Source organism: Shinella sp. SUS2, from assembly GCF_001262505.1.
GTDB lineage: Bacteria > Pseudomonadota > Alphaproteobacteria > Rhizobiales > Rhizobiaceae > Shinella.
Map to the genome: position 1 here is coordinate 323747 of NZ_KQ410726.1, position 15041 is coordinate 338787.

The window sequence follows — 15041 nt, forward strand, 5'->3', positions numbered from 1 at the left end:
CTTGCCATGGTGGCACAGAAGGGGCGCGAGCTCCTCATCAAGATCGACAACGGGGCGGGTTTCGTCACCGTTGCGGGGCTGCGCTCGAAGCGGCTGTCGTTCAATGCGCAGCTTGTCGATGTGACGGATGCGGAATCGGCGGGGCGCTGGCGCGAACTGCTGGGTGGGGCGGGCGTGCAGCGCGCGGCCCTGTCCGGCGCCGGTATCTTCAAGGACCAGGCTTCGGACGCGCTGGTGCGCGCGCTGTTCTTTGCCGGCACGATCGTCGCCTGGCAGATCGTGATCCCGGATTTCGGCACGGTCGCGGGGCCGTTCCAGATCGCCGCGCTGGACTATTCCGGCGCGCATGACGGCGAAGTGGTCTTCGAGATCGCGCTGGAATCGGCCGGGCTCCTCACCTTCGGGGCGCTCTGATGGGCGCGCGGGCGAACCGGCATCGCGGCGAGATCGAGGCTGCCTTCGACGGCGAGCGGCGCGTGCTGTGCCTGACGCTCGGTGCGCTGGCGGAGCTGGAGACGGCCTTTGCCGCCGACAGCCTAATGGGGCTGGCGGAACGCTTCTCCTCCGGGCGGCTGAAGGCCGACGATCTCATCCGCATTCTTGGCGCGGGACTGCGGGGTGGCGGCAACCTTTATTCCGACGAGGAGGTTTCCGCGATGGCGGTGGCGGACGGGCTCTCCGGTTTTGCGCGTATCGCGGCCGAACTGCTGCAGGCGACATTCGGGCCGGGCGTGGAGGCGCGGCCGGAAAACCCTCCGGGGCCGCATCCGGGCTGAACGGCGAGAGGGCGGCCTTTCCCTGGGAGGCGGCGCTCCATGCCGGGCTCTGCCGGATGCGGCTTTCTGCAAAGGATTTCTGGGCGATGACGCCGCGCGAGCTGGCCTTCGCGCTCGGTGTGCTGCGGCCTGTGCCGTCGGCGCCCGGACGCAATGCGCTTGCCGCGCTGATGCGCGCCTTTCCCGACCACAAGGAGTGAACCATGGCGGATGCGGATGACAGACCTCTTTCCGGCACGCTCGACGATGCCGGACAGCTTTCGGCGGTCTTCGACGACCTGGAGGCGCGTTCACGCTCCTTCGGCTCGGCGCTGACCAATGCGCTGAGGGGTGCGGTCGTCGACGGCAAGGGGCTGGAGGGCGTGCTGCGCGGGCTGGCGCTGCGCATGAGCGACATTGCGCTTTCGGTGGGGCTGAAGCCGCTGGAAGGGTTTTTGTCGTCGGGTCTTTCCGGGCTGCTCGGCGGCGCCACGCCCTTCGCCAAGGGTGGGGTCGTCGCCTCGCCGACCTATTTCGGAACGGGCGGCGGGCTCGGACTGATGGGCGAGGCGGGGGCGGAGGCGATCCTGCCCTTGAAGCGCGGGCCGGACGGGGCGCTGGGCGTCGCGAGCGATGGCGGCGGGGCGCGCATCGTCTTCAACGTGACGGCGCAGGATGCGGCGAGTTTCCGCAAATCCGAGGGGCAGATCTCGGCCATGCTGACACGCGCCGTGGGGCGCGGGCAGCGCAGTTTGTGAGGGCGAGGGGCTGGGGAATTTACGGAGAGAAGGCATGGCAGGGTTTCATGAGGTGCGGTTTCCGCTGCGTGTCGCGCTCGGCACCAGCGGCGGGCCGGTGCGGCGGACGGATATCGTCAGCCTTTCCAACGGGCGCGAGAACCGCAACCGCCGCTGGCACGATGCGCGGCGGCGTTACGATGCGGGCTCGGGCGTGCGCTCGGTCGCGGATCTCTATGCGGTGCTCGCCTTCTTCGAGGCACGGGCGGGGCAGTTCAACGGTTTCCGCTTCCATGACCCGGTGGACCACAAATCCTGTGCGCCGGGCGGGACGGTGAGCGCCATGGACCAGCAGATCGGCACGGGGGACAGCACGACGGCGGCCTTCCAGCTCGTCAAGCGCTATGCGGATGCCGGCGGGGAGACGGTGCGGACCATCGACAAGCCGGTCATGGGCACGGTGGTCGTCTCCGTGGCGGGCAGCCTGCGGCCGGCGGCGGACTATACGGTGAACCACGCGACGGGTGTCGTCACCTTCAAGCCGGGCAAGATTCCGGCCTCGGGCGCCATCCGGGCCGGCTACGCGTTCGACGTGCCGGTGCGTTTCGACACGGACCGCATCGATATCGACCTCGCGCAGTTCGATGCGGGGCGCATCCCGTCGATTCCGCTGGTGGAGATAAGGCCATGAGGACGATCCCGGACGGGTTGCAGGCGCATCTCGACGGTGAGGCGACGACGCTTTGTCATGCCTGGCGGGTGACGCGGCGCGACGGCGTGGTGATGGGCTTTACCGATCATGACCGCGACCTCTCCTTCGGCGGGCTTTCCTATCTCGCTGCAAGTGGCTTCGAGGCGAGCGAGGCGGAGGACGGCAACGGGCTTTCGGCCGAGGGCGGCGATCTCTCGGGCGGCTTTTCGGCGGAGGCGATCCGCGCCGAGGACCTTTCGGCCGGGCGTTATGACGGGGCGAAGGTTGAGGTCTATATGGTCAACTGGCAGGACCCGGCGCAAAGGCTGCTGTTGCGCACCGCCGAACTCGGCGAGGTGCGGCGCGAGGGCGGGCTTTTTCGTGCGGAGCTGCGGCGGCTGACGCACCGGCTGGACCAGGTGCGCGGGCGCATCTACGGGCATCGCTGCGACGCGGTGCTGGGTGACGGCCGGTGCGGTGTGAACGTGGCGGCGCCGGCCTTCCGGGCGACGGCGACAGTGGGCGCGGTGCTCGACGACATGCGGCTGCGGGTGAGCGGGCTGTCCGGCTTTGCCGAGCGGTTCTTCCGCTACGGCGTGCTCACCTTCACGAGCGGCGCTGCGGCGGGGCTGACGGCTGATATCGAGGACCAGCGCAAGGTTTCGGGTGGTGACGAACTGACCTTCTGGTTGCCGGTGCCGGCCGGGGTGGTCGCGGGCGACGCGATGCAGGTGACGGCGGGATGCGACAAGCGCTTTGCCACCTGCAAGGCGAAATTCTCCAACGGGCTGAATTTTCGCGGTTTTCCGCACATGCCGGGTAGTGATTTCACCTATGGCTATGCCGATGGCGAGACGGTGCATGACGGGAGGCCGCTCTATGCGTGAGATGCTGGGGGATGAGGGGCAGGGGCAGGATACCGGCGCGCGCGTCGTCACCATCGCCCGCAGCTTCATCGGCACGCCCTACCGGCATCAGGGCGCGCTGAAGGGGGTCGGTTGCGATTGCCTCGGGCTGGTACGCGGGGTCTGGCGGGAGCTTTACGGGGCGGAGCCGGAAATGCCAGGCGCCTATGCCGCGGACTGGGCGGAGCGGGCGGGCGCGGAGCGGCTGCTGGAAGCGGCGGCACGGCATTGCGGGGCGGCGCTGCCTGCGGCGGCGCTGCGGCCGGGCGATATCCTGATCTTTCGCTGGCGGGCAGGGGTGGCGGCCAAACATGCCGGCATCGCGGCGCCCGACGCGCATTTCATCCATGCTTATGAGCAGGCGGCGGTGATCGAATCGCCGCTCGTGCCCGCATGGCGGCGGCGGATCGCCGGCGTCTTCCGCTTTCCGGAGATTTCCTGATCCATGGCGACACTTCTCTTCCAGGCCGCGGGCGCGACGCTCGGCGGCCTCTTCGGGCCGTTTGGCGCCATGCTGGGCCGGGCCGTCGGGGCACTGGCGGGCTCGGCGGTCGACCGCTCGCTGCTGGGCGGCATGACGAAGATCCCGGGCGCGCGGCTGAACGACGGGCGCGTTCCGGGGGCCGAGGAAGGCACGGCGATGAGCCGCGTCTACGGCACGGCGCGTGTCGGCGGCACGCTGATCTGGGCGACGCGCTTCGAGGAGGACGTCTCTGTCGAGCGCGCGGGCGGCAAGGCGAGCGGGCCGCGGGTCGAGACCTTCAGCTACTTCGCCAATTTCGCCGTCGGCGTGTGCGAGGGGCCGATCGCCGGCATAAGGCGCGTCTTCGCGGACGGGCGGGAGATCGACCTGACAGGCATCGAGATGCGCGTCCATCGCGGCACCGCCGACCAGGCGCCCGATCCGCTGATTCTCGCCAAGCAGGGGGCGGGCAATGCGCCGGCCTATCGCGGACTTGCCTATGTCGTCTTCGAACGGCTGCCGCTCGACACGTTCGGCAACCGCATTCCCATCCTGCAGTTCGAGGTGCTGAGGCCGGTCGGCTCGCTGGAGGGCAAGGTGCGGGCGGTGACGCTCATTCCGGGTTCGAGCGAACACGGCTACGATCCGCAACTGGTGACGGAGAAGATCGCGGCCGGCAAGGCGCGCAACATGAACCGCAACACGCTGGTGGCGGCGACGGACTGGGTGGCCTCGATCGACGAGTTGCAGGCGCTGTGCCCCGGCCTCGAACGAGTCGGTCTGGTGGTTGCCTGGTTCGGCACGGACCTTCGGGCTGGCCAGTGCCGCATCCTGCCGGGGGTGGAGGTATCCGCCCGGCAGGAGGAGAGCAAGCCATGGACGGTTTCCGGCATCGCACGCGAAGACGCCTATGTGGTGAGCCGGGTCGAGGGTCGGCCGGCCTATGGCGGCACGCCCTCGGATGCGAGCGTGATTGCGGCCATCCGCGACCTGAAGGCGCGGGGGATCGAGGTCTATCTCTACCCGTTCCTGATGATGGACGTACCGATCGACAACACGCTGCCGGATCCCTATGGCGGCGCGCGGCAGGCGCCCTATCCCTGGCGCGGGCGCGTCACCTGCCATCCGCCATCGGCCGACGGGACAGTTTTGGCGCGCGACCAGGTGAACGCATTCGTCGGCGCGGCCGGGGCGGGGAGTTTTGCCGTTTCCGGCGAGACGATCACCGGGCCGACCGGCGACGAGGGGTTCCGACGGCTGATCCTGCATTATGCGCTGCTGGCGGAGGCCGCCGGCGGGGTGGACGGGTTCCTGATCGGCTCGGAAATGCGCGGGCTGACATGGCTGCGCGACGGGAGCGGGGCCTTTCCCTTCGTCGACGCGCTTGGCACACTTGCGGGCGACGTGCGGGCGATCCTCAGACCGGGTACGAAGATCACCTACGGCGCGGACTGGAGCGAATATTTCGGCTACCAGCCGCCGGACGGCAGCGGCGAAGTGCGCTACCATCTCGACCCGCTCTGGGCGTCCCCGGCGATCGACGCCGTCGGCATCGACAACTACATGCCGCTGTCCGACTGGCAGAATGCCGATACGCTGGCCGGCAATCCGGACGGGTTCCGCCACTGCGAGGACATGGCGGCCATGCGCGCCATGATCGCGGGCGGGGAAGGTTTCGACTGGTATTACCCCGACGCGGCGGCGCGGGTGGCGCGCGAGCGTGTGCTTATCACCGACGGCGTGGCGGGAAAGCCCTGGGTGTTCCGCTACAAGGACCTCGAGAGCTGGGGGGGCAACCGCCACTACGAGCGGGGACCGGGCGGAGCGGAACTCTCTGGCCACACGGCCTGGGTGCCGCGTTCCAAGCCGATCTGGTTCACCGAACTCGGCTGCCCGGCGGTCGACAAGGGACCGAACCAGCCGAACGTCTTCGTCGATCCGAAGAGTTCGGAAAACGCGCTGCCCTATCATTCCGGTGGCGCGCGCAATGACAGCATTCAGCGGCGCTTTCTCGATGTGCATCACGGCTGGTGGCAGGGCGACGGGCCGGAGGCGGGCATGGTCGATCCGGGCCATGTCTTCGTCTGGACCTGGGATGCGCGGCCCTATCCCGCCTTTCCCGAGGATACGGCGCTCTGGTCGGACGGGCTCAACTGGCAGCGCGGGCACTGGCTGAACGCGCGGCTCGGGGCCGGGACGGTGGCGGATGTGATCGCGGCGATCCTGAAGGATCATGGTTTTCACGATTTCGACGTCTCGGGCGTCGCGGGGGATCTTTCCGGTTTCGTACAGGCCGACCAGACCTCGGCGCGCGCCCTGATCGAGCCGCTGATGGAGGCGTTCCAGATCGATGCGCTGGAGGCGAACGGCAGGCTCGTCTTCCGCTCGCGGCTGAAATCTGCATTGCCACCGGCGGAGATCAGCGTGCTTGCCGAACGGCCGGAGGAGGCGCTGTTCGAGGAGAGCCGCGGGCATCTCAGCGATTTTGCGGGCGAGGCGATCCTCGATCATTTCGACGATTCGGGTACCTATGCGCGCGTGACGGCGCGTTCGCGCCGCATGGCGGGGGAGAACGATCGCGTGTTGCGGCTGGCGCTGCCGGCGGTGCTGCATGCGGGGGCGGCCGCGGCAAGCGTCGAGGCGGCGCTCCGTGACCAGCGGGCCGGGCAGCGGCGCCTCACCTTCCGCCTGCCGCCGACGGCGATGGGCGTGACGCCGGGCGACATCGTGCGGCTGGCTGACGGGCCGGAAGGGCGCTTCCTCGTCACCGGCATCACCGACGGGCTGGTGCGCGAGGTGGAGGCGCGGGCGATCGCGGCCGGGGAAAGCCCGGCGCCATTGCTGCTGGACGGCCGCGGGCGGCCGGTCGGCGGCGCGGGACCGGGGCCGGGCGATGGCTTTGCGCCGGACGTCGTTTTTCTCGATCTGCCGGTCCTCGGGTCGGGCGGGGCGCAGGACTTTGCGCGTGTCGCAGCCTATGCGCAGCCGTGGCGATCGATGATCGTGTCGAGTTCCGGAGGCAGCGAGGGCTACCGCAGCCGCGTGCGGCTGGACCGGCCGGCGCGGATCGGCACGTTGGTCGCACCGCTGGCGGCGGGCGTCGTCGGGCGATTCGATCCGGGGCGGGCGGTCGTGCTCGACCTGCCCTTCGGCGGGCTTTCCGCGGTGGAGACGCTTGCCATGCTGAACGGTGCCAACCGGCTTGCGATCAGGGCCGGCAATGGGCCTTGGGAAATCATCGGCTTTGCCGGGGCGAGCGAGATCGCGCCGGGGCGGTGGCGGCTCACCGGGCTGCTGCGTGCCCTCCATGGCACGGAGGACGCCATGGCGTCCGGCCATGCAGTGGGCGCGCGGGCGGTGGTGCTGGACGATGCCGTCGTGCCGCTCGGCCTCGACGTGGAGGAGGTGGGGCGGCCATCGAACTGGCTGGTCGAGCCTGTCGGCATGACGCCGGGGCAGGCGGGACCGTTCGTCTTTGCCGGCGGGGAGCGGGCGCTGACGCCCCTGGCGCCGGTGCATCTGCGCGGCCAGCGGAACCTCGACGGTGCCGTGCGCCTCTCGTGGATCCGGCGCGGGCGGATCGATTCGGACAGCTGGCTGGCTGCCGAGATCCCGCTCAACGAGCCGGTGGAGGCCTACCGTCTCGATATCCTCTCGGGCGAGACCGCGGTGCGAAGCGTCGAGACCTCGGCGCCGGCCTTCACCTATCCCGTTGTCCAGGAGCTTGCCGATTTCGGGGCGCCGCAGGCGGCGCTCTCCATCCGCGTGCGCCAGCTCGGCCGGGCCATCCCGCTTGGCCTGCCGGCACGCGCGACGATCACCCTTTGACGGAAAGGAACTCCGATGAATGACGACGCGAAAGCCTGGTATCAGTCGCGCACCGTCTGGGGGGCGCTGGTCGCGATCCTCGCTTCGCTTGCCAATGCAGCGGGTGTCGAGGTGACGGCCGGGGACGAGGGGGAACTGGCCGATCTCCTCGTGGCGGCGGTGGGCACGCTGGGCGGGCTTGTGGCGCTCTACGGGCGGATTTTGGCGCGCCGGCGCGTGCGGTGAGGCGGCTTGACGATCCACAAGGCATTCATTTGCCATTCAGCGTGGATCGTTTATTGCTTGCATCACACTGATCCACACCCGAAAGTACATTCATGGCCTCGCCACTTCTCATAACCGCCCTTGCGGCCAGCATGATCCTCCCGGGTCCCGTCGAGACGGGCACCATACGGGATGTCGTCGAGGTCGCCGGCGATTGCAGCGACGCGGCTGCGCAGGTGGTTTCCCAGACGGGGGGCGAACTGCTCTCGGCGCAGCCGAAGGGCGATACCTGCGTGGTGACGGTGCTCGTGCCCGGCAAGGGCAATGCCCGGCCGCGCAAGGTGACCGTGCGCGTGCCGATGTAAGGCCTTCGGCCTTCGTGATGGAATGAGTGAGATAGGAAAGAGGGCGAATGCGCATCCTGGTGGTCGAGGACGATGTCAACCTGAGCCGGCAGCTCAGCGAGGCCTTGAAGGAATCAGGCTATGTGGTGGACCAGGCCTTCGATGGCGAGGAAGGCCACTATCTCGGCGATACCGAACCCTATGATGCCATCATCCTCGATATCGGCCTGCCGGAAATGGACGGGATCACCGTTCTTGAAAAATGGCGTGCCGACGGCAAGACGATGCCTGTCCTCATCCTCACCGCCCGCGACCGCTGGAGCGACAAGGTGGCCGGCATCGATGCCGGCGCCGACGACTATGTCGCCAAGCCCTTCCATGTCGAGGAGGTGCTGGCCCGCATCCGCGCGCTGATCCGCCGCGCAGCGGGCCATGCGAGCCCTGACATCGTTTGCGGGCCGGTGCGGCTCGACACGAAGGGCTCCAAGGCAACCGTCAATGGCGAGACGCTGAAGCTGACCTCGCATGAATACCGGCTGCTTTCCTACCTCATGCACCATATGGGCGAGGTGGTGTCGCGCACGGAACTGGTCGAGCACATGTACGATCAGGATTTCGACCGTGATTCCAATACGATCGAGGTTTTCGTCGGGCGCCTGCGCAAGAAGATCGGCGTCGACCTGATCGAGACTGTGCGCGGCCTCGGCTACCGGATGCAAGCCCCCGCCAATGGCAAATAAGGCCAGGCGCTCCCGCTCGCTCACTTTCCGCGTTCTTCTTCTCGCCTCGCTTTGGGCAGCGGTCGCGCTCATCGTCATCGCCGTCGTCATCTCGACGCTCTACCGCCAGAGCGCGGAGAAGAGTTTTCGCGATCTTTTGCGCGCGCAGCTCTACAACGTCATCAATTCCGTTTCGGCGGACGAGGAGACGCGGCTGACCGGCACGCCGCAGCTCGGGGACCTGCGCTTCTTCCAGCCGCAATCGGGCTGGTACTGGGTGGTCGAGCCGATCGGCGGGGCATTGGCGAGCGAGACGCTGACCTCTTCCTCGCTCGGAACGGGGAGCATCCCCATTCCCGATACCGACAGCATCCCCTTCGATACGCGCTACGAGCGCTTCTATACGACCATCGACTCCTTCGGTAACGAGGTGGAGGTGGGCGAGACGGAAGTGGTGCTCGACGATGAGGGGCGCACGGCACGCTTCCGCGTCATCGGCAACCGCGATGTGCTGGAGGGCGATATTGATGACTTCTCCGGGAGCCTCTATCTGGCGCTGGCCGGCTTCGGCGTGGGCAGTCTGCTTCTCAACGCGGCGGCGATCCTTATCGGCCTGAAGCCGCTCGACCGGGCGCGCAAGGCACTGGAGAAGATCCGCGCGGGGGAGAGCGAGCAGCTCGACGGCGATTTCCCGCGGGAAATCCTGCCGCTCGCGAGCGAGGTGAATGCGCTGATCGACAGCAACCGGCGCATCGTCGAGCGGGCGCGCATGCAGGTCGGCAACCTTGCGCACTCCCTGAAGACGCCGATTGCGGTTCTCCTCAATGAGGCGCGGCTGCTCGCCGCCCCGCAGGGCGATCTCGTCCGCACGCAGGCCGAAGCCATGCAGAGCCAGGTGCAATCCTATCTCAACCGCGCCCGCATCGCCGCCCAGCGCGAATCCGTGCTGGCGCGCACCGAGACGCAGGCCGTTCTGGAGCGGCTGGTGCGCGTGATGCGGCGGCTCAATGCCGAGAGGCAGTTTCCGCTGACCGTCGACCCGCCCGGGCTGGTTCTGGCGATGGAACAGCAGGATGTCGAGGAAACCGTCGGCAACCTCCTGGAGAATGCCGCGCGGTACGCCCGCACGACGGTGGCCGTGCGCGCCTCCATGGCGCCTGCCGAGGTGCGCGGCAACGACGATGCGCGCAAGAACTGGATCGTCATCGAGGTGGAGGACGACGGGCCGGGGCTGGAGCCGGACGAGATTCGCGAGGCGATGAAACGCGGCAAGCGGCTCGACGAGAGCAAGCCGGGCACCGGGCTCGGCCTCTCCATCGTCAGCGAGATCGCCTCGGAGTACCAGGGAACCTTCGGGCTTTCGCGCGGACCGCGCGGCGGGTTGCTGGCGCGGCTCGTGCTGCCGGCCGTCACAAAGGATGTTGCCTGAGGCGGCGGACAATGCAACAAGGGAGGGGCTCGCGAATATGAGGATCGCGACGTGGACGAAGTGCCGGGAGGGCGTGTCGCTTCCGGGACCAGACCAACAGGAGCGCGCGGCGGTTTTGCAACCGCGTTTGCGTGGAAACGGAAAGCTAGAGCGTTTTCGCCGGCGGGTGAAGGCGCTCTCTCATGAAGAGAGACGGTCCCAGCGGATGAAGACGGGTTTGCGCGGCGCCTTTTTCCCCTTCCTTCTGGCAACAGCGACGGTTTCGGGATGCACGACCACATCGGGCGGCGCGGCCGGCACCGGTGGTAAGCCTGTTGCAGCCGGTGCGGGTGTTTACATCACGGCGCTGCAGGGTGGGCTCGTCAGCCGCAATGCCGGTGGCGCCCAGCTCTCCAAGGCGGATATGCAGCGGGCGCTGGAAGCCGAATACCGCGCGCTGGAAGCGGCGCCCGGCGGCCAGCCCGTCGTCTGGCGGGGCAAGGGCGTCGGCGGATCGGTGGTCGCGGCTGCGCCCTATCAGGTCGGCTCGCAGAACTGCCGGCAGTACAGCCATACGGTGACCGTAGAGGGCCGGGACACCGCGACGCGCGGCGCGGCCTGCCGCAATGCGGACGGGGCCTGGGCGCCGCTGTCATAGCCTCCTGTTTCCGGCGGCCTCCCGTTGCCGGAAGGATGCGAGGCCTTTCGCCCTGATCGGCGCCGCTTCGGCTGGAAATGCGTAAACGCAAGCCTGATCGTTCGACGGTTGCGGCGAAACGCCTCAAATTCACGTCATCGTTCCCTGGGGAATTGGAAACGTTCGCGCGTTCCAGTATTTGAACGGTCATGTTTTTCTGGATTCTCGTCGCCATCATGACGGCCGCCGTGGCCGCCGTCCTCCTTCTCCCCTTGCTGCGCCGCCCCGTGGTGGCCGCGGACGATGCCGGCCATGACGTCGAGGTCTATCGCGACCAGCTTGAAGAACTGAGGCGCGACGAGGCGACCGGGCTTATCGGCGCGACCGAGGCCGAGCTTGCCCGCGCGGAGGTCGCGCGCCGGCTGATCGCCGCCAGCAAGGCCGAGGCGAAGGGCAGGGTAAGCCCCGCCGAGCGCAGAAACCGGCTGGCGCAGGCTTTCGTGATTCTCCTTCTGCCCGCCATCGGGCTCTGTCTTTACATCGCGACCGGCCGGCCGGATCTTCCGGCCCAGCCGCTCGCAGAGCGCCTTGCCAATCCCGGCAACGACATTTCCGTCCTGATCGCCAAGGCGGAGAACCACCTGGCGCGCAATCCGGACGACGGCGCGGGCTGGGATCTTCTGGCGCCGATCTACTATCGCAGCGGCCGGGTGGAGGATGCGGCAAATGCCTTCTCCCAGGCGATCCGCCTGCTCGGGCCGACGCCGGAACGGCTGGACGGCTATGCGGAAACGCTGATCGCCCAGTCGAACGGCATCGTGACCGCCGAGGCGCGTGCCCGGCTGGAGCAGTCGCTGGCGCTGAAGGCGGACAATCCGCGTGCCGAATATTATCTGGCGCTGGCGCTGGAGCAGGAGGGCAAGCGCGCCGAGGCGCGCGCCGCCTTCGAGGCAATGGTGAAGGAAGCGCCGGCCGATGCGCCCTGGCTGCCGCTCGTCAACCGGCATATAGCCGGGCTTGCCGGGGGAGAGGGCGGGGCGGTTGCCGGCGCCCTCGGCAATCCGACCGCCGACGACGTGGCGGCGGCGCAGGATCTGTCGGCGGGCGACCGCCAGCAGATGATCGCCGGCATGGTGGAGAGCCTTGCGGCGAAACTTCAGGAGAACCCTGATAATATCGAAGGATGGACGCGCATCATCCGTTCCTATGTTGTGCTGGATCAAAGGCCGAAGGCCGAAGCCGCGTTACAGACGGCGCTGAAGACCTTCCCGGCCGACAGCGACAACGGCAAACAGCTTCTGGCGCTTGCCCGGGACCTATCGATTTCGGCTGAGGGCAGCGGACCATGACTCGCAAGCAGAAACGTCTGGCAGTGATAAGCGGCGGTATCGCCTTCCTGGTGGCGGCGGTGCTGCTCGTCATGTTCGCCTTCAGCCAGTCCATCGCCTACTTCTATGTGCCCGGCGATCTCGCCAAGGCCAATGTCCCGCCGGGAACGCGCATCCGCCTTGGCGGGCTCGTGGAGGCCGGCACGGTCAAGCGCGGCGAGGGCTCCACCATCACCTTTACGGTGACGGATACGCTCTCGACGGTGCCGGTGACCTATACGGGCATCCTGCCGGACCTCTTCCGGGAGGGGCAGGGCGTGGTGGCGGAAGGCGCCTTCGGTACGGACGGGCTCTTTATCGCCGACACGGTGCTCGCCAAGCATGACGAGACCTACATGCCCAAGGACGTCGCGGACCGCCTGAAGGCGCAGGGCGTCGAACTTTCCGGCAAGGAAACGATCAAATGATCATCGAGCTTGGACACTATGCCCTCATCCTCGCGCTGGCGACCGTCATCGTCCAGTCGATCCTGCCGCTGGTCGGCACGATCCGCAATGACCGCGCGCTGATGGCCGTGGCGCCCGCCGCGGCCATGGCCGGCTTCCTCCTTGTGCTCTTCTCCTTCTCGGTGCTGACCTTCGCCTATGTCGTCTCGGATTTCTCGGTCGGCAATGTCTGGGAGAATTCGCACTCGCTGAAGCCGATGATCTACAAGATCACCGGGGTCTGGGGAAACCATGAGGGCTCGATGCTGCTCTGGCTCCTCATCCTCGTCTTCTTCAGCGCGCTCGTCGCCACCTTCGGCGCCAATCTGCCGGAGCGGCTGCGCGCCAACGTGCTGGCCGTGCAGGGCCTCATCTCGACGGCCTTCGCGCTGTTCATCCTGCTTACCTCCAACCCGTTCCTGCGTCTCCAGCCGGCGCCTGCCGAGGGGCAGGACCTCAATCCGGTGCTGCAGGATATCGGCCTCGCCATCCACCCGCCGCTGCTCTATCTCGGTTACGTCGGCTTCTCCGTCAGCTTCTCCTTCGCCATCGCGGCGCTGATCGACGGGCGGATCGATGCGGCCTGGGCGCGCTGGGTGCGGCCGTGGACGCTGGCAGCCTGGAGCTTCCTCACCGCCGGCATCGCGATGGGCTCCTACTGGGCCTATTACGAACTCGGCTGGGGCGGCTGGTGGTTCTGGGACCCGGTGGAGAACGCCTCCTTCATTCCCTGGCTCGCCGGCACGGCGCTGCTGCATTCGGCTCTCGTCATGGAAAAGCGCGAGGCGCTGAAGATCTGGACGGTGCTGCTGGCGATCCTCACCTTCTCCATGTCGCTGCTCGGCACCTTCCTGGTGCGATCCGGCGTGCTCACCTCGGTGCATGCCTTCGCGACAGATCCGACGCGCGGCGTCTTCATCCTCGCCATCCTCGTCTTCTTCATCGGGGGCGCGCTGTCGCTCTTCGCCTTCCGGGCGGCGACGCTGAAGGCCGGCGGACTTTTCGCGCCGATCTCGCGCGAAGGCGCGCTCGTTCTCAACAACCTGATCCTGACGACCGCGGCGGCGACGGTGCTGACAGGCACGCTCTATCCGCTGGTGCTTGAGGCGCTTACGGGCGAAAAAATCTCCGTCGGCCCGCCCTTCTTCAACCTCACCTTCGGCCTCCTGATGCTGCCGCTGTTGCTGGCGGTGCCGTTCGGTCCGCTGCTCGCCTGGAAGCGGGGCGACGTGTTTGCCGCCGGCCAGCGCCTCTTTGCGGCGGCGGGAATCGGCCTCGTCTTCGCGGCGGTGGTCCTCTACATCCAGAACGGCGGGCCGGTGCTTGCCTATTTCGGCCTTGCCATCGGTTTTTACATGATCGCCGGTGCGATTACCGACCTGTGGCTGCGCGCCGGCGTCGGCAAGGTGGCGCGCAATGTCGCCTTCCGCCGCTTCATCGGCCTGCCGGGCTCGGCCTTCGGCACGGCGCTCGCGCATATCGGTGTCGGCGTGACGGTCGTCGGCGTCATCGCGGTGACGGCCTTCGAGACGGAGCATGTCGTCGAGATGAAACCCGGCATGCAGATCGAGGCTGGCGGTTATACGCTGACTTTCGACGGCATGCGCCGCGGGCAGGGGCCGAACTATTCCGAGGAATCGGGCCATTTCACGGTGGCGCGCGGCGGTGTCGTCGTTACCGACGTCTGGTCGTCCAAGCGGCTCTATACCGCTCGCCGCATGCCGACGACGGAAGCGGGCATCCGCACCTTCGGGCTCAGCCAGCTCTATGTTTCGCTCGGCGATGCGATGGCCGACGGCGGCATCGTCGTGCGCGTCTGGTGGAAGCCGATGATCCTCTGCATCTGGATCGGCACGCTGATCATGATGGCGGGTGGCATCGTCTCCCTGTGCGACCGGCGACTGCGCGTCGGCGCGCCGCAGAAGGTGCGCAAGGTCAAGCCCGTGCTGGAGGCGGCGGAATGATGCGCCGCCTGCTCCTCGCCTCGGCCTTCCTGCTCGCCTCGGCTCCCGCCTTTGCGGTCAATCCGGACGAGGTGCTGGCCGATCCGGCGCTGGAGGCGCGCGCGCGGGCGCTTTCGGCCGAACTGCGGTGCATGGTCTGCCAGAACCAGTCGATCGACGATTCCAATGCGGAGCTTGCCCGCGACCTAAGGCTTCTCGTGCGCGAGCGGCTGAAGAACGGCGACAGCGACGAGGCGGTGATCGAATACGTCGTCTCGCGTTATGGCGAGTTCGTACTGCTGAACCCGCGGCTGCGCGGCGAGACGCTGCTCCTGTGGGGCGCGCCGATCGTACTCTTCCTCGCGGGCGCGGCAGCGATGGTGCTCTTCGTGCGCAAGCGCGGCGGAAAGCCGACGGGAACGCCGCTTTCCGAGGCGGAAAAAGCAGAACTGGAACGCGCCCTCAAGGGGGAATAGGCGTCCGCGCCCGGAATTGTCCAACATTACCAAAAATTCATGCGGCGGATAGTGTGCTGTAATGTGCAGGCGCCTATCTCTTGCTCATCCGCTGCCAAACGCAGCCATGAAGTGAGAG

General features: G+C 67.7%; 17 protein-coding genes. All 17 read left to right on the plus strand.

What is annotated here, in order from left to right; all coding sequences use genetic code 11:
- Window positions 1–6: 6 nt before the first annotated feature.
- The 17 genes from AKG11_RS08520 (at window position 7) to AKG11_RS08600 (ending at window position 14923) form a co-directional block, all read left to right on the plus strand.
- Complete coding sequence (locus tag AKG11_RS08520) at window positions 7–414, plus strand: phage major tail protein, TP901-1 family (RefSeq protein WP_023517496.1); 408 nt, start codon at window positions 7–9, stop codon at window positions 412–414.
- Window positions 414–776 carry a gene transfer agent family protein gene (locus AKG11_RS34485; RefSeq protein WP_050743554.1) on the plus strand — a complete coding sequence of 121 codons (363 nt, stop codon included), beginning with the start codon at window positions 414–416 and terminating at the stop codon, window positions 774–776. Before AKG11_RS08520 ends, AKG11_RS34485 begins: the two co-directional genes overlap by 1 nt.
- Complete coding sequence (locus AKG11_RS34490) at window positions 773–976, plus strand: rcc01693 family protein (RefSeq protein ID WP_050743602.1); 204 nt, start codon at window positions 773–775, stop codon at window positions 974–976. Before AKG11_RS34485 ends, AKG11_RS34490 begins: the two co-directional genes overlap by 4 nt.
- 3 nt (window positions 977–979) lie before the next feature.
- Window positions 980–1513, plus strand: coding sequence for a phage tail tape measure protein (locus AKG11_RS08535; RefSeq protein ID WP_050743555.1), 534 nt, complete (start codon window positions 980–982; stop codon window positions 1511–1513).
- A 34-nt stretch (window positions 1514–1547) separates the two neighbouring features.
- A complete protein-coding gene (locus tag AKG11_RS08540; RefSeq protein ID WP_050743556.1) occupies window positions 1548–2183 on the plus strand; it encodes a DUF2460 domain-containing protein in 636 nt (211 codons plus the stop codon).
- Window positions 2180–3070, plus strand: coding sequence for a DUF2163 domain-containing protein (locus AKG11_RS08545; protein WP_050743557.1), 891 nt, complete (start codon window positions 2180–2182; stop codon window positions 3068–3070). The genes AKG11_RS08540 and AKG11_RS08545 overlap by 4 nt, the downstream gene beginning before the upstream one ends.
- A 1-nt stretch (window position 3071) precedes the next feature.
- On the plus strand, window positions 3072–3530 hold the full coding sequence (locus AKG11_RS08550) for an NlpC/P60 family protein (RefSeq protein WP_050743603.1): 459 nt from the start codon (window positions 3072–3074) through the stop codon (window positions 3528–3530).
- Window positions 3531–3533: 3 nt separating this feature from the next.
- Window positions 3534–7379, plus strand: coding sequence for a baseplate multidomain protein megatron (locus tag AKG11_RS08555; protein ID WP_050743558.1), 3846 nt, complete (start codon window positions 3534–3536; stop codon window positions 7377–7379).
- A gap of 15 nt (window positions 7380–7394) precedes the next feature.
- Window positions 7395–7604: a hypothetical protein gene (locus AKG11_RS08560; protein WP_023514098.1), complete on the plus strand. Its 210-nt coding sequence runs from the start codon at window positions 7395–7397 to the stop codon at window positions 7602–7604.
- Between the two features lie 92 nt (window positions 7605–7696).
- The gene (locus AKG11_RS08565; protein WP_050743559.1) at window positions 7697–7948 is read left to right on the plus strand and encodes a hypothetical protein; all 252 of its coding nucleotides are present in this window, start codon (window positions 7697–7699) and stop codon (window positions 7946–7948) included.
- A 47-nt stretch (window positions 7949–7995) separates the two neighbouring features.
- Entirely contained in the window at window positions 7996–8667 is a 672-nt protein-coding gene (locus tag AKG11_RS08570) for a response regulator transcription factor (protein ID WP_023514096.1), read from the plus strand.
- A complete protein-coding gene (locus AKG11_RS08575; protein ID WP_023514095.1) occupies window positions 8657–10075 on the plus strand; it encodes an ATP-binding protein in 1419 nt (472 codons plus the stop codon). Before AKG11_RS08570 ends, AKG11_RS08575 begins: the two co-directional genes overlap by 11 nt.
- A 205-nt stretch (window positions 10076–10280) precedes the next feature.
- Window positions 10281–10712, plus strand: coding sequence for a hypothetical protein (locus AKG11_RS08580; RefSeq protein WP_050743560.1), 432 nt, complete (start codon window positions 10281–10283; stop codon window positions 10710–10712).
- A 188-nt stretch (window positions 10713–10900) separates the two neighbouring features.
- Window positions 10901–12040: a c-type cytochrome biogenesis protein CcmI gene (ccmI, locus tag AKG11_RS08585; RefSeq protein ID WP_050743561.1), complete on the plus strand. Its 1140-nt coding sequence runs from the start codon at window positions 10901–10903 to the stop codon at window positions 12038–12040.
- Entirely contained in the window at window positions 12037–12486 is a 450-nt protein-coding gene (gene ccmE, locus AKG11_RS08590; RefSeq protein ID WP_023514092.1) for a cytochrome c maturation protein CcmE, read from the plus strand. The genes ccmI and ccmE overlap by 4 nt, the downstream gene beginning before the upstream one ends.
- Window positions 12483–14468, plus strand: a complete 1986-nt coding sequence (locus AKG11_RS08595) for a heme lyase CcmF/NrfE family subunit (RefSeq protein WP_050743562.1) — start codon at window positions 12483–12485, stop codon at window positions 14466–14468. Before ccmE ends, AKG11_RS08595 begins: the two co-directional genes overlap by 4 nt.
- Entirely contained in the window at window positions 14465–14923 is a 459-nt protein-coding gene (locus AKG11_RS08600) for a cytochrome c-type biogenesis protein (RefSeq protein ID WP_023514090.1), read from the plus strand. Before AKG11_RS08595 ends, AKG11_RS08600 begins: the two co-directional genes overlap by 4 nt.
- Window positions 14924–15041: the final 118 nt, after the last annotated feature.

What these genes read in the sequence shown, in the direction of transcription:
- AKG11_RS08520 (WP_023517496.1), top strand. Translation starts at nt 7, where the DNA reads ATGGTGGCACAGAAGGGGCGCGAGCTCCTCATCAAGATCGACAACGGG.
- AKG11_RS34485 (WP_050743554.1), top strand. Translation starts at nt 414, where the DNA reads ATGGGCGCGCGGGCGAACCGGCATCGCGGCGAGATCGAGGCTGCCTTC.
- AKG11_RS08535 (WP_050743555.1), top strand. Translation starts at nt 980, where the DNA reads ATGGCGGATGCGGATGACAGACCTCTTTCCGGCACGCTCGACGATGCC.
- AKG11_RS08540 (WP_050743556.1), top strand. Translation starts at nt 1,548, where the DNA reads ATGGCAGGGTTTCATGAGGTGCGGTTTCCGCTGCGTGTCGCGCTCGGC.
- AKG11_RS08545 (WP_050743557.1), top strand. Translation starts at nt 2,180, where the DNA reads ATGAGGACGATCCCGGACGGGTTGCAGGCGCATCTCGACGGTGAGGCG.
- AKG11_RS08550 (WP_050743603.1), top strand. Translation starts at nt 3,072, where the DNA reads ATGCTGGGGGATGAGGGGCAGGGGCAGGATACCGGCGCGCGCGTCGTC.
- AKG11_RS08555 (WP_050743558.1), top strand. Translation starts at nt 3,534, where the DNA reads ATGGCGACACTTCTCTTCCAGGCCGCGGGCGCGACGCTCGGCGGCCTC.
- AKG11_RS08560 (WP_023514098.1), top strand. Translation starts at nt 7,395, where the DNA reads ATGAATGACGACGCGAAAGCCTGGTATCAGTCGCGCACCGTCTGGGGG.
- AKG11_RS08565 (WP_050743559.1), top strand. Translation starts at nt 7,697, where the DNA reads ATGGCCTCGCCACTTCTCATAACCGCCCTTGCGGCCAGCATGATCCTC.
- AKG11_RS08570 (WP_023514096.1), top strand. Translation starts at nt 7,996, where the DNA reads ATGCGCATCCTGGTGGTCGAGGACGATGTCAACCTGAGCCGGCAGCTC.
- AKG11_RS08575 (WP_023514095.1), top strand. Translation starts at nt 8,657, where the DNA reads ATGGCAAATAAGGCCAGGCGCTCCCGCTCGCTCACTTTCCGCGTTCTT.
- AKG11_RS08580 (WP_050743560.1), top strand. Translation starts at nt 10,281, where the DNA reads ATGAAGACGGGTTTGCGCGGCGCCTTTTTCCCCTTCCTTCTGGCAACA.
- ccmI (WP_050743561.1), top strand. Translation starts at nt 10,901, where the DNA reads ATGTTTTTCTGGATTCTCGTCGCCATCATGACGGCCGCCGTGGCCGCC.
- ccmE (WP_023514092.1), top strand. Translation starts at nt 12,037, where the DNA reads ATGACTCGCAAGCAGAAACGTCTGGCAGTGATAAGCGGCGGTATCGCC.
- AKG11_RS08595 (WP_050743562.1), top strand. Translation starts at nt 12,483, where the DNA reads ATGATCATCGAGCTTGGACACTATGCCCTCATCCTCGCGCTGGCGACC.
- AKG11_RS08600 (WP_023514090.1), top strand. Translation starts at nt 14,465, where the DNA reads ATGATGCGCCGCCTGCTCCTCGCCTCGGCCTTCCTGCTCGCCTCGGCT.